The organism is Virgisporangium aliadipatigenens, assembly GCF_016863615.1.
In the GTDB taxonomy this organism is placed as follows: Bacteria; Actinomycetota; Actinomycetes; order Mycobacteriales; family Micromonosporaceae; genus Virgisporangium; species Virgisporangium aliadipatigenens.
In genome coordinates this window covers 36,659-59,657 of record NZ_BOPF01000041.1, presented here as the reverse complement: position 1 = coordinate 59,657, position 22,999 = coordinate 36,659, and the positions used below count along the sequence as shown (strand labels likewise).

The following is a 22,999-nucleotide window of genomic DNA, read 5'->3' as shown; positions in this document are numbered from 1 at the left end:
AGCCGGCATTGGACGTTTCCGCCGGCCGCCCTATGCGTGGCCGGCACTCGACGGCGCTGGTGGTCGCCCTACATGCGGCCGGCTTCGGCACCGCCGGCCGCGGGGCGGCCGCCCCAGCGGTCGTCGTGCCGGGCCAGGTGCAACGGCCGGCGGCTGCGCCAGCCGTGGCGTTCGAGGTCGGGCCCGTCGTGCAGCCGGGCGACCGGACCCAGGCACAGCCAGGCCACCGGCCGCACCCCGTCGGGGATACCGAGCAGGGTGCGCAGGAAGTCCTCCCGGTAGAAGGAGACCCACCCGACGCCGAGCCGCTCGGCCGTCGCCGCCAGCCAGAGGTTCTGGATGGCCAGGCACACCGAGTAGAGCCCGGCGTCGGCGATCGCGTGCCGCCCCAGCACCGCCGGACCGCCGCGTTCCGGGTCGTACGTGACGACGATCGACAGCGTGGACTCCCGCACCCCGTCGATCTTGATCCGGTCGAACCGGGCGGCAGCCTCCGCGTCCAGCGTCGCCGCGTACACGTCGCGCTCCCGGCGCACATGCGCGTGGAACGCCTCGCGCAGCGGCCGGTCCCGCACCACCACGAAGTCCCACGGCTGGGACAGTCCGACACTCGGTGCGGCGTGCGCGGCGGCCAGGATCCGCTCCAGCGTCGCATCGGGCACCGGTTCGCCGGTGAACTCGCCGCGCACGTCGCGTCGGCGTCGGATGATCTCGTACAGGTCGTGCATCATGGGCAGGCTCCCGCTGCGCTCATGCCCCGGGCGCGCCGGGGCCACCAGGCGCGAGGCCGGTCTTCGGACTCCCGGATCATCACCTCACCGCCCGCCTTCCCAGCCGTTCGGCCAGTGGCTGCGCACACGCGCATGGGCGGCAGCTCCCCGGTCACCGCGGCGGGCCCGTGCCGGACTTGCACCGGCTTCCCGATTCTCCCCACCGTCGCCGGCGGGGCACCTCGCAACAGTTCGTGCCGTCCCGCAGGCTACCGAGCGCCGTTGCTGAGCACGCGGGCGGCTTCGTCCCGGGGAGAACGGGAGCCAGATGTTCGCGGGGTCACCTGCCCGGTATTGCGTGAATGTTCGTCACCACGAGCACCGCTCTTGACCGTTGGCTGACGCGGCGACGGGCTCTATTGACGCCGACTTCATAATCTCTGCGCACCTCTGCCGCGGTCGCGACCCAGGGGTCGATCCGCTCTTCCGCCGCGAAAGGTGAGGAACACAGCCACCGTGTTCTGCGCATTCACGGCAGGGCGAGAAGGTCGTTCTCGTTCCGCTGCCACCCGCCGTCGGCAGGGCGATCGACCGGGCAAGCGGCGGGTGGCATCACCGGTTCGATCCTGCTCAACACCCCAGGCCGCCGCATGGACCGCCACGCCGCCACCCGCCGGCTCGAGCACCTCGCCGCGGCCGCCGGTGTCCGGATGCCGAGGATGCACCCCCACATGCTGCGGCACACGTTCGTCACCACCATGATCGTCGCCCGCCACGCCGACCCACGCACCACCATGCGCTACGACCGCGCCGCAAATCCTCGACCGCCGCCCCAGCTACGTCCTCGCCGCCTACATGGCATCTGGAACCCTTGCGCCAGCACGACTTTGCCGATGACCGTGCGTCAGCCGGTGCCGGCGGCACGCGAGAGCAGGGCGCGGCGGCTGCGGGTGCCGGTCTTGTTGAAGATGGACTTCAGGTGGTCCTGCACGGTGTTCTCGCTGAGGAACATCCGCGCGGCAACCGTGCGGGTGTCGGCGCCGGTGGTCACGTGATGTAGCAGCTCGGTCTCACGGGCGGCCAGCCCGCAGGCGCGGGCGAAGACGGCAGTCCGGTCCGGCACGGGGCTGTCCTCGACGGTCACCGCGATCTGGGTGTCGCTGTCGGCGGTCGGGCCCAGGCGGGCGGCGCGCATGGTCAGCCAGCGGCCGCCGGCGAGGTGCATGCGGGCCAGTGGCGGGTCGGTGGTCGCACCGGCCTCGGTGGCGAGCAACTGGGCGGCGACGTTGTAGGCGGCGGCCGGGACCGGGTCCGGGGTCGTGCCCGGCAGCAGGCGGTGTAGGTAGTCGTGAGTCTGCGGGGTCTGGCCGATCACCCGAAGGCCCGGGTCCAGCAGCAACATGACCGGTCCGGGGTCGCGGGCGACGGTCGAGCCGGCGGTACTGAAGCAGGCGGCGACGCAGCGACGCAACTGCTCGGTCAAGGGCGCCGTGGCCGCGTCGAGAAAGGCCAGCTCGCCGGGGGTGTAGGTACCACCGATCCGCCACAGGTCGAGGAAGGCCCAGCAGCCGTAACGGTCGCGGAAGGCCACCGAGGCGATGTCGGTGACCTCGTGGTCGCGCAGGAGCTCCCGCCAGAGCAGACTGGCCGCAGGCTCGTCGAGTCGCGCAGCTGCCGTCAGTCCCGTCCAGTGGTTGACCCGGCTCTGATACTTCAAGCGGATGAGTCGCGGTAGCTCGGGCATCAGCGCCGGGGGCACGGACGCCAGCGGGGCCACGCCGACCGACGTTTCCGGATCGGTCAGCGGCCACACATAGGCGTCGAACGGCACGACGCGGCCGATCTCGGCGAGCGCGGCGGCGCGGAGGGCGCGCGAATCCGCGGTACCGCTGCCAAGGCTTTGCAGTCGTTGCAGGGCGGCCGCTTTCGTCATGCGGTCACCGTAACCACCCAGACTTCTGGGATAGGCCCGGCGTTACGGATAGACCTAGCGTCGAGCCATGCCCACATTGCGTATCGAGCATCCGATCACCGACTATCCGACCTGGCGACGGGCCTTCGATTCCTTCGCCGAGGCGCGGGAGCGTGCTGGGGTTCAACAGCATCGCATCTTTTGTCCGGTCGATGACCAACAGTACGTGACAGTCGACCTCGACTTTCGGTCGGTGCCGGCCGCCGAGCAGTTCCTGGCCTTTTTGCAGGCCAACGTCTGGTCCGACCCCCGCCGATCGCCCGCTCTGGCCGGGGCTCCCGCGACCAGGATCCTGGTCATGCCGTAGCCGGCGCGGCCTGTCCGGTTGTGGTGCACCGTTGGGGCGGGCAGCGATTCCAGCGAGGCCGGGCCGGTCACGTCCCGAATAGCCGGCTCACAACGGCTTCCGCACAGGCCGCTGACCGCGCCAACGCGATCGGCCAGTCGGTTTCACGGCGCAGGGCGGCTATGACGGACGAAGGTGAAACCGCGTTCGGTTCGCAGATCCGCTACCGCGCAGAGTCGCTCACTTCGGGTCAGCTTTCGTCTTAATGTCATCAGATGTGGTGGTTCGGCGTGGTCACGGCCATAGCGATTCTGATGGCGCAGCTTTCGCTTGTGCGGCTCCAGCGGCGCAGATGACCGCCCGGACCGCCAACGCATTCGTTCGGCAATCCGTCGCCACGATCAATCGGGTGACGAGTTGCCGGCATGCGGATTTGCCGCTGCCAGTGCGCCGCCCGGTCGCCACTTGTGACGGTCGGTGGCCGGCATCCGGATCTGCCGAGAAGCGTGTGTCTCGCGCAGTGCAGTGGGGATTGCCTGTCGACTTGGTCTGTCAAATTCATGGCTGCTCGATGCCTGCGGTGCAGTCGTCGAGCAGCGGACGGTGGCCCACCGGGGTAACGACTCGTCGACGCTGGTGAATCACGGCCAGGCACTGACTACGGCGAGAAGCATCGCTACGGCAGCTGTCAGTCCTGCGAGTGCCACCTTGATCGGCGGTTCACCGGCCCGGACATGGACGTACACCGCGCCGACGCCAAGGATCGCAAGGGTTGCCGCTACCGCTGCGCCGACCGGCCGGTGGACCACTCCGATCAGCAGGCCGATCCCGCCCAGGACTTCGACAGCGCCGAAGGCGCGGTAGTACGGCAGTGGAATGCCGAACTTGGCAGCGTCTTGCCTGGCGATCGGAATGCCGGCGATGCGCAGCGGGCCGATGGTGAACAGGAAGACGCACATCAGAGTGGTGACGATCACATGGATCCCGTTCATCGTGAACCTTTTCGCCGTGAGAGGGAGCATCGTGCCCCCGCGCGGAACGCGGCGGGCAGCAACGAGGCTGCACGAGCCACGTTGTGCGTTGCAAAGCTTTTTGCCGATTGGCAAGATCGAGGGGTGGCTTCCGATGATCCAGCTCTCAGCGCAGTCGGAGGCCGCCTGAGGTCGCTGCGCCGCGCACGATCCATCTCCTTGAGCGAACTCGCGGCAACAACAGGCGTATCCATCAGTGCGCTCTCGCGCCTGGAGGCCGGCCGCCGGAAGCCCGCGCTGGCCCAGTTGCTGCCATTGGCTCGCTTCTACGGCCTGACCCTGGACGCCCTCATCGACCCGTCCGCTCACGCCAGACGCATCGACCTGCCCACATTCGAGCGGCATGGTGCGACATACATCCAGCTGAGCAGCCGACCGGGCGGAATCCAGCTCTACAAAATGCTGTACCAGCCGCAGACTGTGCTGCCCGAACCGGAACTGTGCCGCCACCAAGGCTTTCTCGTGCTCAACGTACTCGCCGGCCGACTCCGGGTAGTGCTGGGCGATCGCGAACTGGTGCTTTCAGCCGGCGAAGCCGCCGAATTCGACACGAGCGTGCCGCACGGCATGGGCCCGGTCGACTTCCAGCCCATCGAGGCACTTCTGTTGTATGGCTCTCAAGGCGAGCGGATGACCGTGACCGCCAGAACGGTCCGGACTCCCCGCACCCACCAAGATCAAGTGCACTGATCTGCCGCAGGCAACGCGCCACCTAGCTTCGGCGGGCCGATGGCCTGGTGAGTGATGTTCGAGTTCGTGTTGGTGCCGTTGCTGTATCGAGCGACGGTGCAGGTGTTCGGCTGGCTGTCGTCGCTGACCCGCGACGATGAGGCGAAGACCGCCGAGTTGCTTGTCCTTCGGCACGAGGTGGCGGTCCTGCGCCGCCAGGTCTGCACGCCGCGGATGTCGTGGCCGGACCGAGCTGTTCTGTCAGCGCTGACCCGGGTGCTGCCGCGGCGGTTGCGGGCGCATCGGATCGTCACACCGGCGCCGCTGCTGGCGTGGCACCGCCGGCTGGTCCAACGGCCCCGGGTCACCAGGAACGGCGGCCACCAGTGGCGTGGCAGCATCCGGTCTGCCGGGGTGTACCGCGGCCGGGCCACCTGCCGCTTCGCTGCAACACCGCGAGCTGGTGCCGCAGCACCGCGATCTCGGCCACGTCCGCATCCAGCGTCGGGCCGAGACCGAGCACGCCCAACAGCCGCCGCAAATCGATCGACACCACCGCCCGGACCACCACACGCCCAGCCTGCCAGCCGACATCGTCCCAAATCAGAGACGCCACCCTGAATTGGCACCCCCTCACGCTGCCCCCCGGCGAACGTGGCGTTCGCACCGCCGATGTCCCGCGCGGTCACCAGCGAACCGCTGATGGCGTCCAGGTCGGCGGTGTAGGCCGGCAGCCGGAACAGCGACTCCTTGACCAGCGTCGTCGCCTCGGGCGGTTCGTTGGCGTTGATGATCTCGCACGGGATGCGCAGGGTCCCGAAGAACGGCGGATCGGCCGCGCATCTCCACGAGGCGCAGCAGTGCGCAGGTGAAAGCCCGGCGGGCCTTCACCTGCGACGGACGGCGCGTCAGTAGCCGTAGCTACTTCGGGATTTCACGCGAGCGGCAATCTTTCGAGCGGCAATGTACCGACGCAACAATTATCGGTAGAGAAACTTTTCATTGCTGCGATCGTGGGTCTGATCCCAGGCGAGGAGCGAGATTACGTGAATGGTGTGCGCCTGATCTTGGGCGTCGCACGTGTAGCCCGGGTGAGACTCGGTGATGTCATTGGCATTGGAGTTGGTCTGCAGGATTTCGGTGCACAAGGTCTGGTAGTCGCCCCTGTTGTCAATGCACCAGTATCTCACGTAATCCTTGAATTCGTGACTCGCGCGGCACCGGACGTTCAGGGTGCCGCGGCCGGCCGACCGGTTGAACCACGTGGCGGTGCGGTCACTTTCATTACGGCGGTGCCGCTGGAGTGGGTCGTTGTCACATTGATGGCGGTGTCCGAACTGCTCCGGCGTCAGGTGGCGCCGGCGGCCGTGCGTCAGTTGCCAGATCGCCCCGCTCGGTTCGCGGAGCGGCCCGAGCGGGGTGCGCCGCGCCGGAGTCCTCGACGATTCTCTTTCAGCGGATCGGCCCGCAGTACTCCAGCAGGAGATCCGTTCTATGGCTCAGTGCAGGCTTGTCGGGCGTGGTGGCTGGCCATAGCGGTGCGTTGGTGTCGTCGGCGGTAAATGGACCAGGTGATGGCATCGGCGTTGCGTCGGGTCGGTTCGATGATCAGGGCGTGGAACAGTCGGCGGAGTTCGTCGACGGTGATCGCGATCAGACCGTCCGGGCTGGCGCTGCTGAGCGCAGTCGCGGCGGCGAGGAACGCGTGGGTTCACGCGCCAGTGCGCCGCGGAACGGCAGGACACTACCCACCGGCCCGACGCTCACGCTGGCGGCACGTAACGGAAGGCGTCCAACCGTAAACCTCTCAGTCGAACGCGAGCCTCGAATTATGGGTGAAGGAAGGATACTAAGTACGACAGTCCGGGATCGTCATATAGGTGGTCGATCCATATAGATGGTCGACGGTGCGAGGTCCGTATTCAGTTAGCGGTTCAGCCTGGTGAAGCGGCCAAGGAGGCACGCACAACATGGTCCATACGTGGGCCCCGGATGATTGCTGAGGTCGGGCGTGTCGGCGAGCCGGATTGAGCCTGTTCAGGCGTCAACCGAGGCCACCCGCAGGGTACGGTCCAGCACGGCGGTATGGGTGCGTTCGCCGCCCATGTTGCCCGCCCCGTGTCAGGGCCGCAGGCCGGCCTGGTAGGCCAGGACGACGAGCTGGGACCGGTCGCGGGCGCCCAGCTTGGTCATCGAGTGGTTGACGTGGGTCTTGACGGTGAGCGGGCTGAGCGTGAGGTGTTCGGCGATCTCGTTGTTGGACATGCCGGTGGCCACCAGGGTGACGATCTCGCGTTCCCGGTCGGTCAACCCGTCGAGCAGGCCGGTGTCCGCCGGACTTCCGGGCGCCGAGGTGAGGAAGCGTGCGATGAGGCCCCGGGTGGCGATGGGTGAGAGCAGGGATTCGCCGCGGGCCACGGTGCGAATCGCCTCGTTCAGCGCGTCCGGGCGGGCGCTCTTGCCGAGGAAACCGCTGGCGCCGGAGCGCAGCGCCTCGAAGACGTACTCATCGACCTCGAAGGTCGTCAGAATCAGTACCTTCACACCGGCCAACTCGTCGTCGGCGGTGATCCGACGGGTTGCCGCGAGCCCGTCGAGTTCGGGCATGCGGATGTCCATCAGGACGACGTCGACGCGTTCTTGGCGGGCGAGATGGACGGCCTGGCGCCCCGTGGCCGCCTCGGCGACGACGGTGAGGTCGGCGGCACTGTCGATGATCAGGCGCAGCCCGGCCCGGACGATGTCCTGGTCGTCGGCGATCAGTACGCGTATCGGGTTCATCGCACACCGGCCAGGGTGGGCAACTCCGCACTGACCCGGAAGCCGCCCTCGGGGCGTGGACCGGCGGACAGATGCCCACCGAGCGCGGCGGCACGCTCGCGCATCCCGATGATGCCGTGGCCGGCCGGCGCCGTAGGGAGGTCGGATGCCGGCCGTCCGTCGTCCTCGACGGCCAGCAGGAGAGTGCCGGGATGGAACGTAAGCCGGACGGATGCCGAGGTCGCCGCCGCGTGCTTGGTCGTGTTGGTCAGCGACTCCTGGATGAGCCGGTAGGCGGTGAGGTCGACGGCCTCCGGCAGCGGCCGGACGTCGCCGATGACATCGCAGGTCACGTGGAGTCCTGTGGCGGTGAAAGCGTCGATCAGCTGGTCGAGCTGGCCGAGCCGACCGGCCGGTTCGAGCGGCTCGAGGTCGCCCGGTTGCCGGAGCAGGCCAACGGTCAGCCGCAGTTCCTCCAGGGCTGCCTCACCGGCGTTCTGGATGTACTCCACGGACTGGCGTGCCTTGGCCGGATCCCGGTCCAGGAGAAAGGTCAGTGCGCCGGCTTGGACGTTGATCAGCGCCACGTGATGGCCGACGGCGTCGTGCAGGTCCCGCGCGATACGCAGCCGTTCGGCCTGGACCCGACTGCGGGCCTCGTCCTCCCGGCCCTGTTCGGCGCGCCGGGCCCGCTCCTCCAGCATGGCGCGTTGCGCCCGGTTCGACCGGAGCGCCTGCCCCGTAGCGGCAGCGGCCAGGACCCACGGCAGAACCTCGAGATTGCCCAGCTCCAGCCGGTCGTGGACGGCGGCCATCACGATGCCGGCCAGGGCGATGGCGCCGCCGGCTGCGGCGGTCACCCAGGCGACCCTGGTCGGCTCGTTGTGGACCGCGAAGAACAGCACCGCCAGGATGATCGCCGCCCGGATCGGGGAATCCGCCGGCCGGATCGGCATCAGGGCGATCACACCCGCCGTCGCGGTCGCCGGCACCATCCAGGACGGCCAGCGCAGGAGCGGAACGACCACGAAGCTGCCGGCGACCACCACGGCAGTAACGGCGGTGGGCAGGAATTTCGACCCGACCGGCAACGGAAACAGTGCTGCGGCACACACGAACACAGCCACGGCCACCCAGAAGGCGGCGCGATGCTCGGCGACGACCCGCGTCAGCCGGCCCCACACCCGCTCCGCGACCGTGGCCCGATGTGCGGCCGCGACCGGTTGCGCGTCCTGGCGTTCAGCTCCCACCCGCAGACGGTAAGCAGCCCCTGCTCACCGCCGCAAACGAACTACCACAGACGCAGTAGGCGGCGCGACCGTCGACCGGTTCGACACCTGTGATCGTGGTAGATCCCGGCCCGGCCTACCGCAATCGCGGCGGGTCAGGTCACGGCGTCCGGCGGAAGACGATCATCGTTGCGCCGGCAAACGATATGGGGGTCCCCGAGAGCTTCCAACCAGGAGATATCCGATGGCCTCGTTTCTCTATGTGCTCGGCCGCTTCACGTTCCGCCGGCGCTGGTTGGTAACCGGCGTCTGGCTCATGGTCCTAGCGGCCGCGCTGATCGGCGCTCTGACCCTGTCCGGATCGACCAAAGAATCGCTCAACATCCCCGGCACTCCGGCGCAGAAGGCGAACGACCTCCTGATGGAGCGTTTCCCGCAGATGTCGGCCGACAGCGCTACCGCCCGGGTCGTATTCGCCGCCCCGGCCGGCGAGAACCTCACCGATCCGCAATACCGCTCGGTTATCGACGCCACGGTGACCGACCTGAGGCAGGCGCCACAGGTCAAGTCGGTCGACGACCCGTTCATCAACCCGGCCGGCACGATCGGCTTCGCGCAGGCGGAGTACGCCGTGAACTCCGACAGTCTCAATGACGCGTCCCGGGCTGCCCTCACCGCGATCGTCGACCGTGCACGGGCGGGCGGACTGACCGTCGAGGTCGGCGGAGACGCCTCGCAGCCGGCGGAGGGTCAGAATGTGGGCGAGTTCATCGGCCTCGCTGTCGCGGCCATCGTCCTGCTGGTCACCTTCGGATCGCTGATCGCCGCCGGCCTGCCGCTGTTGACCGCGCTGCTGGGCATCGGCATCAGCATCGGCGCGATTACCGCGATGTCCGGGCTCGTCGACATGTCGTCCAACACCACAGTGCTGTCCATGATGATCGGGCTCGCGGTGGCGATCGACTATGCGCTGTTCATCGTCTCCCGCTACCGCACCGAACTCGCCGCCGGCCGCGAACCGGCAGAGGCGACCGGCCGTGCGCTCGGCACAGCCGGTTCGGCGGTGGTCTTCGCCGGCCTCACCGTGATCATCTCCCTGGCCGCGCTCTCCGTGGTCGGCATCCCGTTCCTCGCCCAGATGGGCTTGGCCGCTGCAGCCACCGTGGCGGTCGCCGTGCTTGTCGCGTTGACCCTGCTGCCCGCCCTGCTCGGCATCGTCGGCCACCGGCTCGCCGCCGGCCGGACCCGCAGCCGCCGGCGATCCGGCCGGCCGCGGCAAGGCGACGCCATGGGAGTGCGGTGGGCGCAGACCGTCGCCCGCCGACCGGTGATCACGCTCCTCGTCGCTGTCACCGCGCTCGGCGTGGTCGCGCTGCCGGCGCTGAGCCTACGCCTCGGCATGACCGACGACAGCACCGCCGCGGCGGGCAGCACTCAGCGCAAGGCGTACGACCTGCTGTCCACCGGCTTCGGCAAGGGCTTCAACGGGCCACTGATCGTCGTCGTCGACTCGCCCGCCGGCACCGTCGAGGTCACCGCTGAGCAGGTCGCCAACAAGTTGCGCGGAATCACCGGCGTCGCCGCCGTCACCGAACCGACACCGAACCCGGCCCGCGACGCCGCGATCCTGACCGTCATCCCGACCAGCGGGCCCAGCGACACCGCGACGAAGAACCTCGTCCGCACGATCCGCGCGACGGACGGAAGCGTGCCCGGCGCAAGCATCGCGGTCACCGGACTGACCGCCGTCAATATCGATGTCTCGGCGAAGCTCGGCAGGGCGCTGGTTCCCTATCTGGCCGTGGTGATCGGGCTCGCCTTCATCCTTCTGTTGTTGGCGTTCCGGTCAGTGCTGGTGCCGATCAAGGCCACCCTGGGCTTCCTGCTCAGCACGGCCGCCACCTTCGGCGCCGTCGTCGCGGTCTTCCAGTGGGGCTGGCTCGCCGACGCCCTCGGCATCCACCAGACCGGGCCGATCATCAGTTTCCTGCCGGTGATCCTGATCGGCATCGTCTTCGGTCTCGCCATGGACTATCAGGTCTTCCTCGTCACCCGGATGCGCGAGGACTACGTCCACGGCACTGCGGCCCGCGAGGCGGTCGTCACCGGTATGGGCCACGGCGCCCGGGTCGTCAGCGCCGCCGCCATCATCATGATCAGCGTCTTCTCCGGTTTCATCCTCGATCACGACCCGGTCATCAAATCCATCGGATTCGCCCTCGGCGTCGCCGTGCTCTTCGACGCCCTTATCGTCCGGATGACCATCGTGCCCGCCGTGATGACCCTGCTGCGCGGGGCCGCATGGTGGCTACCCCGGTGGCTCGACCGGCTGCTGCCCCACGTCGATGTCGAAGGCGAGAAACTGCGGCAGCGACTCGACGGCACGCCGGACACACCGCTGGCACCGACGCCTGAACACGCGCTGGTCTGATCGACCAGGTCGCATCCCGCCGCCGCCGACCGAACGGTCGGCGGCGGCTGCGGCCCTTCCACCACCGGCCCGCAGGAGCGAGTAGGAGCGCTTCGTGGACGTCGTCGCGGATCCCCCAGGCGGATACGCAGACGGCGGAACCGGTGCAGCAGCGCGAAGGCCCGTTCCGCGACGCAACTCGGTTTGCCCAACCCGAAGCCGTGTTCGGTGCTGGGCGGGCGATGACCGGCGTGATGCCACGCCCGACTCTCGCGCGCTCCCGAACGCCCAACGGCGGAAGCGGGCTCGGCCTGGCCATCGTCGCCCAACTCGTTCAATCCAGCGGCGCCACGATCAGCCTCAACGACGCCCACGGCGGTTGACTCGACGCGGCCGTCACCCTTGCGCGAGCCGGCCGCCAGCAGATGATCTCAGTCGGCGGCCCCACCTCGCACCACGCCGAACCCCGACCGCCCTCGTGCAGGCCGGCGTCGACGGCCTCGACCGCGCTGCGCTGATAGCCACGTGGCGACGGCAAGCTGAGCCCTTCCGCCGCACCCGCTCCGGTGGATGCGGCCGTCGCGGTGACCTCAGGGGTCGAGAACGGCAACAGCGCGTCGAACTGCGCCCGCAGTTCGGCCGGGACGGTGAATGGCTGCTCAATGACGGCAGGCAGCCCGCCCGGCGAGTAGGTCCGCACGTAGCTGCGGGCCTGCTGGGGCCGCGCTGGTGATGGTCACCCACGACGCATACTTCGCGGACCACGTGGACGTCGACCGGCGCCGGGTGATCGACGCCGGCCGGGTTCTCGTTGTGGACATGCCGCAGGCGAATGTGCCGCTGAGCGGGTGTAGCGCATCGGCTCCGGCGGGGACCGGAGCCGGTCCGGACGGTCAGCAGCTGTGGTAGAGCGTCATTCTGCGCAGGAACTGGAAGAAGTAGTTGTTGTACTGGCCGACGGTGAACCAGCGGTACGTCTGCCGGCTGTCGGGCAGGTTCTTGATGAACCGGGTGCGGTCCGCCGGGTTCTGGATGTCGGCCGTCTGTAGCCGGGTGAGCACGGAGCCGTTGCCGTCCTTGAGGTCCGCCCACATCAGCCAGGCGTCGTCGTCGTCGCTGCTCGTGACGACGCCGTCGAAGTCGGCGTATCCGTTGTCCCACACCGTCCAGCTCGCTCCCTGGAACATGGTGCAGTCGCCGGCGGTCATCGTGTTCCAGGTGAACCGCCAGCCTGCGGCCCGGTTCAACGACGCCGGAACGCGCTGCGCCGTCGCCGTGGCGGAGTGGACGGCGTCCGGTACGGGTGCCCCGGCGGCGGCCGGAGCCGGTGGGACGAGCGCGGCGAGGAGCGCCGTTCCGGTGGAGACGGCCACCAGCATGATTCTGGTTCGGAACATGGACGTGTGTCCTTTCGTCGGTCATGGGACGCCGTGGGCGCCCGGAGCGCAATTGACGATTCGGCGCGCGTGTGGTGTCCGGCAAGCGCGCCGGACGCATTGGTGACGGAGGCCGGGAAACCGCACGTCAGGCGAATACGCTCATCGATACGTTGCCGTCCGGTGATGCCGGACGCCGCCGCTCATGAGCTCACGGAGGCCCGGTGGACGAGATCTCCGACGACCGGGCGAGGTTCGCCCATCGCCTCCGGTCGCTGCGGGAGGCGGCAGGGCTGTCGGTGCGGAGGCTGGAGGTCGAGAGCGCCCGCACCCCGCGGCGCCACGGACAGCCGCCGGTCCGGCTCAAGCGGAGCACGATCGCCGACATGGTCAGCCGCAGCCGTCCGGTCCGGCCGGAGCCGGCCAACTTCGAGGTTTTCGTCGACACCTGCCTACGCGTCGCCGCTGAGCAGCGGCTCGACCTGCCGGACGACCTGACCGACCGCGCCGCGTGGGACGACGCCTACCGGCAGCTTCGCGACCACGTCGACCGGCATCCCCGCCCGGAGTCGGCCCGCCGGTCGCGCCAGCCGGCCCGGCTCGGGTCGGCACCGCCGGCACCGGACGAGGTACCGGCCGGCGATGACGCGACGCCGGCGCCCCAGTTCACGAGACGGCGGATCACGGTGCTGGCATCGGTGCTGCTGGCGGGCGCCGCCGTTCCGTTGACGCTGCGCCGGTTCCTGGCGTCGGCGGACGACCGCGACCCCGGAGCTGCACCCGGTGGGCCGGGCGGATACCGGGCGGCGGGCACACTGCTCAGCCCGGCGATCGGCCTGGACAACCCCGTCTGGTCAGTGTCGCTCGGCACGCTGGACGGCGCACCGCTGGCCGTCGTCGGACGCGCGGACGGCACGGTGCAGCTGTGGAACCCGGCCACCGGAGCCGCCCGGGGCATTCCGCTCACCGGCCACCAGAAGCCCGTCTTCTCCATCGCTCTCCGGCCACCGATCGCGGTGTCGGCAAGCGTCGACGGCACACTGCGGCTCTGGGATCTCCTGACCGACCCGCCGGCAAGCGTGCGGATGGGCGAGCCGCTCGCCGGAAGCATCAACAGCGTGGCGCTCGGCACCGTCGAAGGCGCCACGGTCGCCGTCACCGGCGGAGACGACCGCACACTGCGGGTCTGGGAGGTCGCACCGTCGCGGGCCACCGGCGCGGTCGTCGGCACGCGGCTCGACACCGAGATCACCAGCGTCGCCGCCAGCACGCTACACGGCACAATGATGGCCGTCTCCGGCAGCACCGACGGCACGGTCTGGCTCTGGGACATCGCCGCCCGGCGCGGCGTCCAACCGCTCGGCGCGCACCGGGCCGCGGTGTGGGCGATGACGACCGGCGTGGTCGACGGCAGGACGATCGCCGTCTCCGGTAGCGAGGACGGTGAGATCCGCAGCTGGGACCTGACCGCGCCGGTGCCCGGCGGACGCCGACTCGGCCAGCTGAGAGTCGCGGTCAAGACCCTCGCCATCGGCCGGATCGGTCACCGGACCGTCGTGCTGTCCGGCAGCGACGACGGGCTGATCCGGGTCTGGGACCCGGCCACCGGCGCGTTGTACGGCGACGGGCTCACCGGACCAGCGAAGGCCGCCGAGAGCATCGCCCTCGGCGAGGTCGGTGGCAGGCCGTTCGTGGTGGCGGGCCACTGGGACGGGACGATCTGGACCTGGAGCCCTTGAGCCCGATGGTCGCGGGACCTGCCGTGCCCCGGTCTGCCGGGACGAAGCACGGCGGAACGAGAGAGGCCGTCGCGGATCACCGTAGGGGTCCGTTGCCGGTGACGACATCCCGGATTCTGACGGAAAGGTCGACGACGTGGGCACGAACTTCGAGTTCGACGGACTCGCCGCGAGTTCGCCAATCTCGCCTACCTGCTCCACTCGAAGGCCACGAGGTGGCACTCGACCGGACGCTGAGGCTGTTTGTTGAGGCTTCCGCGACGCCTGCGGCACCGGCTGAGGACCGGCTGGCCGTTGCCCGGGAACGAGCCGAATCGTGGCCGAAGCAGGCCGGCCGGACGCCGCCTGCGCCGGATACGCCGCCGCGGTGGGTCCGATTCCGGAGGTCGCTTCGTCCGGTCCGGACCGGCGGTCCCGGGAACGCGTGTGGGCAGGATCGCGGCGGTCGCCACCGACGCCGCCGCCTGGCACCTGACTGTGCGGGACCCGACCGCCGCGATCGAACTGCTGGAAGTGGGCCGGTCGGTGCTGTCGACTGGCCTGCTCGACGAACGGCCGGACCTGTCCCGGCTGGAACTCGCCGACTCCGGGCTTGCCCGACGCCTGATCGAGGTCGGCGCCTGGCGCACCCGGCGGTGACCACGTCGCTCATGAGGAAACGGCGGCGGGCCCGTTCGAGGGAGCGAGTGCCTCGATCGCGGCGACCCGCCGGCTCTCCGGAATCTCGGCCAGCACAGCCTCGCGGTTCGGGGATTGTGGATCTTTCGGTGTTTCCGGCCTGACGCGCCGGGCGGTGGCCCGGCGGGGAAGGTGCCGTGATGACAGCGACACTGGGTGATGTGACCCCTCGGAAGAAGAGGTCGGAGCCGTCTGCGGAGGAGCAGGCCGCGGCCGAGCTGGTGCGGCTGGCCATGGAACAGGGCCTGTCGTTGACCGGCCCGGACGGGCTGTTGAAGCAGTTGACGAAGACGGTCCTGGAGACTGCGCTTCACGAGGAGCTGACCGAGCACCTCGGTTTTGAGAAGAACGATCCGGCCGGGGCCGGGTCGGGCAACATCCGTAACGGCACTCGGGCGAAGACGGTCCTGACCGATAATGCCGGCCCGGTGCAGATCGACGTGCCTCGGGATCGGGCCGGGACGTTCGAGCCGCAGATCGTCAAGAAGCGTCAGCGCCGCCTGTCGGGCGTTGATGAGATCGTGTTGTCGTTGTATGCGAAGGGTTTGACGACCGGGGAGATCTCGGCGCACTTCGCCGAGATCTACGGCGCCTCGGTCAGCCGGGAGACGGTCTCGCGGATCACCGACAAGGTGATCGAGGAGATGACCGACTGGTCCCACCGGCCGCTCGATGCGATCTACGCGGCCGTGTTCATCGACGCCATCGTCGTGAAGGTCAGGGACGGGCAGGTGGCGAACCGGCCGTTCTACGCCGCGATCGGCGTCACGTTGGATGGGGACAAGGACATCCTGGGGTTGTGGGCCGGCTCCGGTGGTGAGGGTGCGAAGTTCTGGATGAGCGTCTTGACCGACCTGCGTAACCGTGGTGTCAAGGACGTGTTCTTCGTCGTCTGCGACGGCCTCAAGGGCCTGCCGGAGGTCGTCGGCAACGCCTGGCCCCAGGCAATCGTCCAGACGTGCGTCATCCATCTGATTCGCAACACGTTCCGGCTGACCGCCCGCCAATATTGGGACGCCCTCAAACGGGACATCAAACCGATCTACACCGCGGTCAACGCGACCGCGGCGCGGGCGGCGTTCGATGACCTGGCCGAGCGGTGGGGCGGACGGTATCCGGCGGTGATTCGCTTGTGGGACAACGCCTGGGAGGAGTTCATCCCGTTCCTCGACTACGACGTCGAGATCAGACGGGTGATCTGCTCGACGAACGCGATCGAGTCGTTGAACGCCCGCTACCGGCGGGCGGTCAAGGCCCGCGGCCACTTCCCGAACGAGCAGGCCGCGCTAAAGTGCCTCTATCTCGTGACCCGGTCCCTGGACCCGACCGGAACCGGCAGGACCCGATGGACGATGCGCTGGAAACCCGCGTTGAACGCCTTCGCCATCACCTTCAGCGACCGCTTCCCGGCCGCTGAAACCTACTGAAGACCGCGCCGGAAACACCGTTAACGAGACAGTCCCCTTACAGGTGACAGATCACAGCTGGAGCGGCTCGCGGCTGTTGGACCTGCGGATGAACCCAACAAACAGCGCCTGCCTGCGGCCGACGGCATTCGACCCAGCCCACAAGGCCAACCGACCGGGACAACAAGAGCCAATCCCAGCAGGACTCGATCGAGCCACGATCTTGGCGTCCGCTCATGCCGCTGCGAGTGCGCGCTGCCCCAATCGCCGCTTGTCACGGTCGGTGACCGGTGCTCTCGCCGTCCGCATCCTTGAACTGCCGATGACCGCTCACACAAGTCGTGTGAGCGGGTGCTCGATACGCTGCTGGGCGCGAGTCCAAGGATTCTGAGCTGGATCATCAGCTGGGGGTGTGTGATGCCGGTTGCGCTTGGGCCGTACCCGCTATGTCCGGCATGCCGGATGACGAACGGCGGGCTGATCGCCGTGAGGCACCGCCAGATTCATCTAAAAGCACACGGCAAAGAGGCGTGTGTAGATCGAGGAATCGCCGGGCTGCTCGGCAGCCTGTGGGCCGTGTGCGACACACGGAGTTGTTGCGAGGATGAAGGCGGACGCGCATATGTGGTGCCGACGGCGGAAACCTGCGACGCGGCAACACAACTGCTGAGCAGCCTGCGGCTCCACCCGACGGTTGTGGACGGCATCATCTACTTTCGCTTGCCCGATGCTTTTCGTCTGGACGATGTGGAGCAGGTACGACAAAGGCTCCAAGGGCCAGCCGGCATACAAGTTACCTGGCGGCTAAACAGCGCCGGCGTAATTGAGAAGGTCGCCCCGGCCAGCGACCCGGCTACACCGGATACCGAAAACTGAGAAGAGCGCTCTTCTGCCGCCGAGCGCGCGGTCACGAAGGTCAGTGGGTGCTCAACCGGCTGCCGCATGCGTTCTGCGCGGATCCGGCAACCGGGTAGTCGGCGTGTTGACGGACGAGTGATACCGGCACGGCGGCCCTGTGTTCAGCCGGAGGCTCTCACCTTGAAGTCGGGCCAGGGCTGCAGGTCGGGCTCGTCGCCGTCTTCTAGCTTGTCCCACCAGCCAGTGCGGCTGACGTATCCGTCGAACCACATTTCCAGGCTCGGCGCATCGATGTACCACGCCAGATCAGGATCGCCGGGGTTCGGCTCAAAAAGCAGAACCGTGCCCTGCTCACTTCGGCAGTCGACACACGCGTACATGCCACAGCCCCACGACAGCACGGGCAATACGCCCTCCGGCCACGCCCAATGCGTACCGGCGCCCGCGCTGCGGTTGGCGAGGTACACGTCCACGGACTGCTCTGCGGTTGGGCCGCCAATCAGGCTGAACAGCTGATAGTCGGGCCCGAACCCGCCGTTAGCAAAGGTCCGGTAAACGGCCCTCAGCAACGGATGGAGCGGGAATCCCAGCCTGCGCTCGGCCAGGTCGAGCTCCGCGGCGCCCAAGGGACCGGGTCGGCTAGCCAACGGCAGCATCGGCTCGTCCTCGGCGGCCCTTGCCGCAATACGCACCAGCAAAGGGCCGTAGTCGGTCATGCTCACATCATCGCCGCACCGCCAACCGCCCGCCCAAGCGGCCACGCCATCCGCTCATGCCCGAACCGCTCGTCACTGACAGCGATGGAAGCGCGCCTTTCGGCCGGCAATACCGGCCTGCCAAGAGTTAGATTTTTCGTTCTGTCGTGGGGCCATTGCTCCGGCTGGATCGGCGGGGTTTTTAGGGTGTGGGCATGCGTGCCGCGTCGGGGTCGTTGTTTGGGTTGGCCTACGGGGATTTCATGGGCAGGCCGACCGAGTTCCAGGACTACGGCTCAATCGTTGCCACCTACGGCCCGGCTGGCCCGCAGGAGCTGACCGGCGACCCGGCCCTGGTCACCGACGACACGCAGATGGCGTTGGCGGTTGGTGAGGCGCTGCTGGACGCGCGGACGTTCATCCCGCAAAGCATGGAACCGGTGCTACGCCGCCGGTTCGTCGAATGGCTCAAGAGCCCCGACAACACCCGTTCTCCCGGAATGACCTGCCTGCATGCCTGTGTGGACCTCGCCGACGGGCTGCCGTGGCTGGCTGCGACCCAGATCCGTTCCAAGGGATGCGGGGCGAACATGCGGGTCACGCCGGTCGGCCTGATACCGGGACTGAGCGACGACCAGCGAGCGGGAACCGCGCAGTTGCAGGCCGCGCTGACCCACGGTCATCCAACGGCGTTGGCTGCGAGCGAGCTGACCGCCTACGCCGTGTTCTTCCTACGCAGCGGTGTGGCGTCGGTCGACGTGCTCGCGGCGCTGCGTGAACGCTGCGCCGAACAGCGGACCAACTACCGCGAAGACTGGCTCGGCGAACTCTGGCGCCAGCCCGGAGTCTCCAGGCCGCAGACTTTTATCGCTCATGGCTGGGACGAATGCGCTGACGCCCTGGACCGGGTTGCCCAGGCACTGGCAACCGGGCGGCACGAGGGTGACCCGTGCCGGGCGACCGGCGCCGGCTGGGTCGCCGAGGAAGCGCTGGCCACCGCGCTCTACAGCTATCTGATCTCCCCCGACGAGCCGGTCGCCGTCCTCGGCCGTGCTGCGGCCACATCCGGCGACTCCGACTCCATCGCGTGCCTGGCAGGCGCCTTCGCAGGAGCCTCGCTCGGCCTGGACGCCTGGCCGACCGGTTGGCAGCACCAGATCGAGTACGCCGAACGGCTGTCCCGCATCGGCCGAGCCTGGGACTGACAACGTCGCCGCGACATCCGCATCTGCCGCTGTCGGTGCGCACCGGCCCGGCCGCCACCTCTTCCAGCTACGTAGTGACCGGCGCCCTCGCCGTCCGGCATCGCTGAACTGCCGATGAGCGTGCATCCGCTCACGGCGTGTTCCCCACTACCGGTGGTTGGCTCCTTGCGGGCCAGCGAAGCCGAAGCCCTCGCTGTACATCGAGAATGCGGACCTGATGTGGTCCACGCCGATGGCGAGCTCATGTGTGCTGTAGCGGTGGATCCCGTGCTTGTTCTGAGGATTCTCCCGAACGAAGCATTCGATGGCCGCCTGCGCTGCGTCGCTGTATGCCAGGTCGCGCTCGTCGTAGATGCGTCGGGCGACCGCGATCGGATCGGCGACGAGCTCGTCGTAGCGAACATCGACGATGGCGCTGGAGTGGTGCTTACGGGCTTGGAGGTTGCGTTGCATCTCTCCTGCGAGCAGACGCAGACTCGTCTGCTCCCTGCGGGCCGCATCGACTCCGCCAATCACCTTGCCCTGTGTGTGGCTGATCAGGCTGATGAAGCTTGCGAACGCAGTCACCGGATCGCGATGGATCTGAACCAGCCGCGCTTCCGGCACGGCGGCAAGCAGTTCCGCGACCCCACCGATGTGCTCCGGCGCCTTGAGGACCAAGCGCTGTCCCGGGTGCGCCGCTTGGAGAACATTGAGCCACGCGCGGTAGCTCCGATATTTCGCGGTACGGTCCTGGCGCAGATACCAATCGACGTACCCGTACACCGGAAGCGCCTGCCAGAACAGCCAGGTCTGAAACGTGCCGCCCAACGTGAACAGATCTTCCTCTGGGGTGTTCACCGAGATGGGATGGATCCGGTCCAGACCCCTGACCATCAGTTTGCGAACGGCCAGACCGAGTCCGACCTGAAAACGACGACGGTCCCTCCGGACGGCCGCGGGAATCGGACGCATCGCCTCCCATAGCGGCAGCGAATAGTGCGCGGGGTCCGCCGCCAACATGCGGTGAAGGAACGTGGTGCCGGTGCGCGGCAGCCCGGTGACGATGAGCGGCGCGACGAGCGGGCGATCGAAGATGTCAGGACTCTTTCGCAGCTTTTCCACCAATGTCAGACGGTTGACCAGAATGCTGACGGCGAGCTGACGAACGCTGAGGCGACTGACGAAGGTGGGACGAACGTCCTCCTCGACCGAGCGGACCAAGACCTTCAAACCCTCGAGGGATCCAGTGTCGCCGAGATCGGACAGCCCTGTTCGGCGACGGGCGTCATCGACCAGTTCCACGTAATCGAGGGGCATGAACCAAACCTAATGATCACCGATATCAACACACAGCCCAGCAGCGATTGCTGCCGGTCTCACCAGCTGAAAGGGTCAACGGCGGCGTCCGGATCCGCCGCTTCCAGTGCGCGCCGCCCGGTCGCCGCTTGGACACGGTTGGTGACCGGCGCTCTCGCCTTCCGACAACCTGAACTGCCGATGTGTGCGCACGGATCTTGCTGGTGACCCTGATCGCCGCCGCCGGCCGGCGTGCCCTCGTGCGGATGGCATGATCGGCGGGAACGCTTCGCGTGTGGCGACGGTTCTTCGTCGGGGCATTCGGGAGGGACGGGGATGACGCTCGCTGAGGTGTTTCGTCATGTCGAGACGTTGGACGGGGACCCGTGGCCGTCGGTGCGTGAGCTGGCCATGAGTGGAGACGCCTCGCTGATTCCGCCCGTTCAGGCCGCGCTGGAACGGTATCTCGACGAGGACAACTGGTACGGCCGGGACTTCATGGTCTACATCCTGGCCGGCCTTCGCGGGATTGCCGCTTTCCCGCTGCTGCTGCGCGCCTTCGCCCGTCCCATGCGGCGTAACGACCTCGACAATTTCTGCGCATGGCTGGCCGACATCATGCAGACGGATCCGGCGGCGTGCCGGCCCACCATCATGTCGTTCATCGCTACCGGCCATCGCGATCTGCGCAGTGCCGGGCTGTGGGCCCTCGGCTATGTCATCCAGCCCAGCGACGTGGAACTGCTACGGCAGGCACTGTCCGACCCGGATCCACAGATCCGTCAAAATACGCTTGGCGCCCTATCGGGCCTCAAAGGCAACCGACGAGCCTACGAACTGGTGCTGTCCGCCCTGCACGACCCGGACGCCTGGACCCGACAATCCGCCGTCCTGCATCTGCGCTGGTTCGCCGACGCAGGTGCCGTCGAGCACCTGGCACCGCTGATCCAGGATCCTGACGTGGGCGTCCGGTCAGCACTGGGCTCGACGATCGGCAACCTGGCTGTCGGCACCGATCGCTCGGCGGTGGCGGCCGATGCCCTGCTGTCGTTGCTCGCCGACACCGAGTCGCAGGTACGTGCCGCAGCAGCCCAGGGTCTCGGCGTGCTGGGAGTGCCGCGACCCGCTGCGACCTAACAGCCCGCTGCACACGACATACAGGTCGTCGGCGGTTGCACGGCAACCCGCCTACTCGATGTTGTCCGGCAAGGGGCAAACCTGAGAGCACGTCCACTGCACGGATCTGCTGCGCTCGGGTCGGTGTGTCTCCGATCTCTCGGCAGGCATGCTGAGGCGCGCCGGCTGATCACAGCGGAAGTAGGTCCCTGGCCAGATCCCGCTTGATGCGCCACTCGTCCGGTGACCCGGTCGAATAGGGGAACCCGCCGGTTTCGAAGACCCGGTTCAGGTAGGCGACGAACGGCGTGATGGTCTCACCCACGAATAACCCGTCAACGCAGCCGTCAGGAAGAGCGATGCCGTAGGGCGGTCCGCCGCTGGTATTTTCCTTGTGCAAACGGTCAGGCGCGAGCGGCAACACGAACACATCTGCCTCACCGTGTTCCTCGTTGTAGTCGTTCAGCTCGGTCCACTCGTCCTGGAAGTAGTCGCGAATCGACAGCTCGTCCGGGTCGCGGGAGCCTTCCAGTTCGATCACCAGTGGATCGGCTGATACCGAGGCGGGCCACTGCGGGTGCGTCCCCACCAGCCACACGTCGCCGACCAGGCGTACCCACGACAGCACCGTCATCGGAATCTCGGTGTACTGATTTGCGAGCCAGTCCGCGTGCTCGGCCGCTGTGGCGGTCGGTGGGACGTGCGCCGGCACTACGGCCTGCTCATCGTCGTTGGCGTGAAAGGCGTACCCGTCGGCCGTGAGTCGTTCGAGCAAGACCTCAATGTTCTGCCGAGCGCGGTGGGCCATCTCATCGCAGACGAGTTGCGCTTCTACGGCCAGATCGGGCTTGTCCCGGACCGTGCGGCCCTGCTGGCGCAGTTCGTGCCAGACCTGCTGGCGCTGTCCGGCCCGGTAGCGGTCGAGCCATCGCGGTGACGTCACGACAAGAAACCAAAATGGCGATCGGCGCCTTGCCGTCCGGCATCATTGAACTGCCGAATATCGAGCGCTCTCGAAGACATTCGGTCAAGTTCGGCGGGTGCGGCTACGGCCGGACGGGCCAGACCGACATCAAGGTCTAACATCTGTCTGCGCCAAGCCGAGGTCGGCCGTTGGCAGCAGATGCGCGGCGAGCTGCGAGTTCGACGACAGGAGTTCTTCGTGCCGATGACGCTGACCACCGAAGATCTGGGCGCCGTGCCGGACGTGAACGCGGCAACGCTGGATGAGCTGCTCGTGTCGGACGCGTTCGGTAAGTTCGCCATTCTCAGTGCGTCCGATGAGGAGTTCATCCAGGCCGGCAACGAGTGGGAACCGGGCGAGGCGTGCGCGACCTTCATGCAGGCCCGTGGTTCTGATCCATGGGTGCTGGAGTATCGCGAGCGCGGTCAGCAGTTCCGTGCCGATGGACAGGTCACGCTGGAACAGGTGCGGCAGGCGTTCCAGTCGTACCTGGCCCGCGGGTCGGAGTGGTACACCGCGCTCGCCTGGAGCGAGGTGCCACTGTAGGCACATCTGACTTTGTCTCGGGTGCCGGGCGATGCAGGTTGGGTGCTCCGTTCGAGGATCGGTCACCGAGA

The 22,999-nt window shown here is 68.0% G+C and carries 22 protein-coding genes, 1 pseudogene and 1 riboswitch; of the genes and pseudogenes, 12 read left to right on the top strand and 11 right to left on the bottom strand.

Going from position 1 to position 22,999, the window contains the following annotated elements; all coding sequences use genetic code 11:
• Positions 1 to 68 precede the first annotated feature (68 nt).
• The gene (bluB, locus tag Val02_RS39185) at positions 69 to 731 is read right to left on the bottom strand and encodes a 5,6-dimethylbenzimidazole synthase (RefSeq protein WP_203904394.1); all 663 of its coding nucleotides are present in this window, start codon (positions 729 to 731) and stop codon (positions 69 to 71) included.
• Positions 732 to 768: 37 nt separating this feature from the next.
• A riboswitch (cobalamin riboswitch) is annotated at positions 769 to 970 on the bottom strand.
• A 180-nt stretch (positions 971 to 1,150) separates the two neighbouring features.
• On the opposite strand from bluB, the pseudogene Val02_RS48775 reads away from it, so the two are divergent.
• Positions 1,151 to 1,468 (top strand): annotated as a pseudogene (locus Val02_RS48775) (tyrosine-type recombinase/integrase); the annotation flags it as partial.
• 146 nt (positions 1,469 to 1,614) lie between these two features.
• Here the strand turns inward: Val02_RS48775 and Val02_RS39180 are convergent.
• Positions 1,615 to 2,643, bottom strand: a complete 1,029-nt coding sequence (locus Val02_RS39180) for a response regulator transcription factor (protein ID WP_203904393.1) — start codon at positions 2,641 to 2,643, stop codon at positions 1,615 to 1,617.
• A gap of 67 nt (positions 2,644 to 2,710) precedes the next feature.
• Between Val02_RS39180 and Val02_RS39175 the strand changes: the two genes are divergently transcribed.
• A complete protein-coding gene (locus Val02_RS39175) occupies positions 2,711 to 2,989 on the top strand; it encodes a hypothetical protein (protein ID WP_203904392.1) in 279 nt (92 codons plus the stop codon).
• Positions 2,990 to 3,609: 620 nt separating this feature from the next.
• On the opposite strand, the gene Val02_RS39170 is transcribed toward Val02_RS39175, so the two are convergent.
• Complete coding sequence (locus Val02_RS39170) at positions 3,610 to 3,960, bottom strand: DoxX family protein (protein WP_203904391.1); 351 nt, start codon at positions 3,958 to 3,960, stop codon at positions 3,610 to 3,612.
• Positions 3,961 to 4,083: 123 nt separating this feature from the next.
• Between Val02_RS39170 and Val02_RS39165 the strand changes: the two genes are divergently transcribed.
• Positions 4,084 to 4,689, top strand: coding sequence for a helix-turn-helix domain-containing protein (locus tag Val02_RS39165; RefSeq protein WP_203904390.1), 606 nt, complete (start codon positions 4,084 to 4,086; stop codon positions 4,687 to 4,689).
• Between the two features lie 343 nt (positions 4,690 to 5,032).
• Here Val02_RS39165 and Val02_RS39160 read toward each other — a convergent pair whose 3' ends face one another.
• From Val02_RS39160 to Val02_RS39150, 3 genes are all read right to left on the bottom strand, one after another.
• Positions 5,033 to 5,239, bottom strand: a complete 207-nt coding sequence (locus tag Val02_RS39160; protein WP_203904389.1) for a hypothetical protein — start codon at positions 5,237 to 5,239, stop codon at positions 5,033 to 5,035.
• Between the two features lie 1,550 nt (positions 5,240 to 6,789).
• Positions 6,790 to 7,449: a response regulator transcription factor gene (locus tag Val02_RS39155; protein WP_203904388.1), complete on the bottom strand. Its 660-nt coding sequence runs from the start codon at positions 7,447 to 7,449 to the stop codon at positions 6,790 to 6,792.
• Positions 7,446 to 8,678 (bottom strand): sensor histidine kinase, encoded by a 1,233-nt coding sequence (locus tag Val02_RS39150; protein ID WP_203904387.1) that lies wholly within the window; start codon positions 8,676 to 8,678, stop codon positions 7,446 to 7,448. The genes Val02_RS39155 and Val02_RS39150 overlap by 4 nt, the downstream gene beginning before the upstream one ends.
• A gap of 223 nt (positions 8,679 to 8,901) precedes the next feature.
• Here Val02_RS39150 and Val02_RS39145 point away from each other — a divergent pair, with 223 nt between their 5' ends.
• Positions 8,902 to 11,088 carry an MMPL family transporter gene (locus Val02_RS39145; RefSeq protein ID WP_203904386.1) on the top strand — a complete coding sequence of 729 codons (2,187 nt, stop codon included), beginning with the start codon at positions 8,902 to 8,904 and terminating at the stop codon, positions 11,086 to 11,088.
• Between the two features lie 313 nt (positions 11,089 to 11,401).
• On the opposite strand, the gene Val02_RS39140 is transcribed toward Val02_RS39145, so the two are convergent.
• Together Val02_RS39140 and Val02_RS39135 are read right to left on the bottom strand one after the other, a co-directional pair.
• Positions 11,402 to 11,767, bottom strand: coding sequence for a hypothetical protein (locus Val02_RS39140; RefSeq protein WP_203904385.1), 366 nt, complete (start codon positions 11,765 to 11,767; stop codon positions 11,402 to 11,404).
• 193 nt (positions 11,768 to 11,960) lie between these two features.
• The gene (locus Val02_RS39135; RefSeq protein WP_203904384.1) at positions 11,961 to 12,464 is read right to left on the bottom strand and encodes a DUF6294 family protein; all 504 of its coding nucleotides are present in this window, start codon (positions 12,462 to 12,464) and stop codon (positions 11,961 to 11,963) included.
• A gap of 203 nt (positions 12,465 to 12,667) precedes the next feature.
• Between Val02_RS39135 and Val02_RS39130 the strand changes: the two genes are divergently transcribed.
• From Val02_RS39130 to Val02_RS39115, 4 genes are all read left to right on the top strand, one after another.
• Entirely contained in the window at positions 12,668 to 14,182 is a 1,515-nt protein-coding gene (locus tag Val02_RS39130) for a WD40 repeat domain-containing protein (RefSeq protein ID WP_203904383.1), read from the top strand.
• A gap of 426 nt (positions 14,183 to 14,608) precedes the next feature.
• Positions 14,609 to 14,821, top strand: a complete 213-nt coding sequence (locus Val02_RS39125) for a hypothetical protein (protein ID WP_203904382.1) — start codon at positions 14,609 to 14,611, stop codon at positions 14,819 to 14,821.
• Positions 14,822 to 15,000: 179 nt separating this feature from the next.
• On the top strand, positions 15,001 to 16,287 hold the full coding sequence (locus Val02_RS39120) for an IS256 family transposase (RefSeq protein ID WP_203904381.1): 1,287 nt from the start codon (positions 15,001 to 15,003) through the stop codon (positions 16,285 to 16,287).
• A 330-nt stretch (positions 16,288 to 16,617) separates the two neighbouring features.
• Entirely contained in the window at positions 16,618 to 17,142 is a 525-nt protein-coding gene (locus tag Val02_RS39115) for a hypothetical protein (protein ID WP_203904380.1), read from the top strand.
• A 143-nt stretch (positions 17,143 to 17,285) separates the two neighbouring features.
• On the opposite strand, the gene Val02_RS39110 is transcribed toward Val02_RS39115, so the two are convergent.
• Entirely contained in the window at positions 17,286 to 17,840 is a 555-nt protein-coding gene (locus Val02_RS39110) for an SMI1/KNR4 family protein (protein WP_203904379.1), read from the bottom strand.
• Between the two features lie 194 nt (positions 17,841 to 18,034).
• On the opposite strand from Val02_RS39110, the gene Val02_RS39105 reads away from it, so the two are divergent.
• Positions 18,035 to 19,024: an ADP-ribosylglycohydrolase family protein gene (locus Val02_RS39105; protein ID WP_203904378.1), complete on the top strand. Its 990-nt coding sequence runs from the start codon at positions 18,035 to 18,037 to the stop codon at positions 19,022 to 19,024.
• Between the two features lie 147 nt (positions 19,025 to 19,171).
• Here the strand turns inward: Val02_RS39105 and Val02_RS39100 are convergent, their stop codons facing one another.
• Positions 19,172 to 20,323, bottom strand: coding sequence for a sulfotransferase family protein (locus Val02_RS39100; protein WP_203904377.1), 1,152 nt, complete (start codon positions 20,321 to 20,323; stop codon positions 19,172 to 19,174).
• Positions 20,324 to 20,638: 315 nt separating this feature from the next.
• Between Val02_RS39100 and Val02_RS39095 the strand changes: the two genes are divergently transcribed.
• The gene (locus Val02_RS39095; protein ID WP_203904376.1) at positions 20,639 to 21,439 is read left to right on the top strand and encodes a HEAT repeat domain-containing protein; all 801 of its coding nucleotides are present in this window, start codon (positions 20,639 to 20,641) and stop codon (positions 21,437 to 21,439) included.
• A gap of 169 nt (positions 21,440 to 21,608) precedes the next feature.
• On the opposite strand, the gene Val02_RS39090 is transcribed toward Val02_RS39095, so the two are convergent.
• Positions 21,609 to 22,361 (bottom strand): hypothetical protein, encoded by a 753-nt coding sequence (locus tag Val02_RS39090; protein ID WP_203904375.1) that lies wholly within the window; start codon positions 22,359 to 22,361, stop codon positions 21,609 to 21,611.
• Between the two features lie 14 nt (positions 22,362 to 22,375).
• Between Val02_RS39090 and Val02_RS48435 the strand changes: the two genes are divergently transcribed.
• Complete coding sequence (locus Val02_RS48435) at positions 22,376 to 22,501, top strand: hypothetical protein (RefSeq protein WP_275415656.1); 126 nt, start codon at positions 22,376 to 22,378, stop codon at positions 22,499 to 22,501.
• A gap of 79 nt (positions 22,502 to 22,580) precedes the next feature.
• Positions 22,581 to 22,928 (top strand): hypothetical protein, encoded by a 348-nt coding sequence (locus Val02_RS39085; RefSeq protein WP_203904374.1) that lies wholly within the window; start codon positions 22,581 to 22,583, stop codon positions 22,926 to 22,928.
• Positions 22,929 to 22,999: the final 71 nt, after the last annotated feature.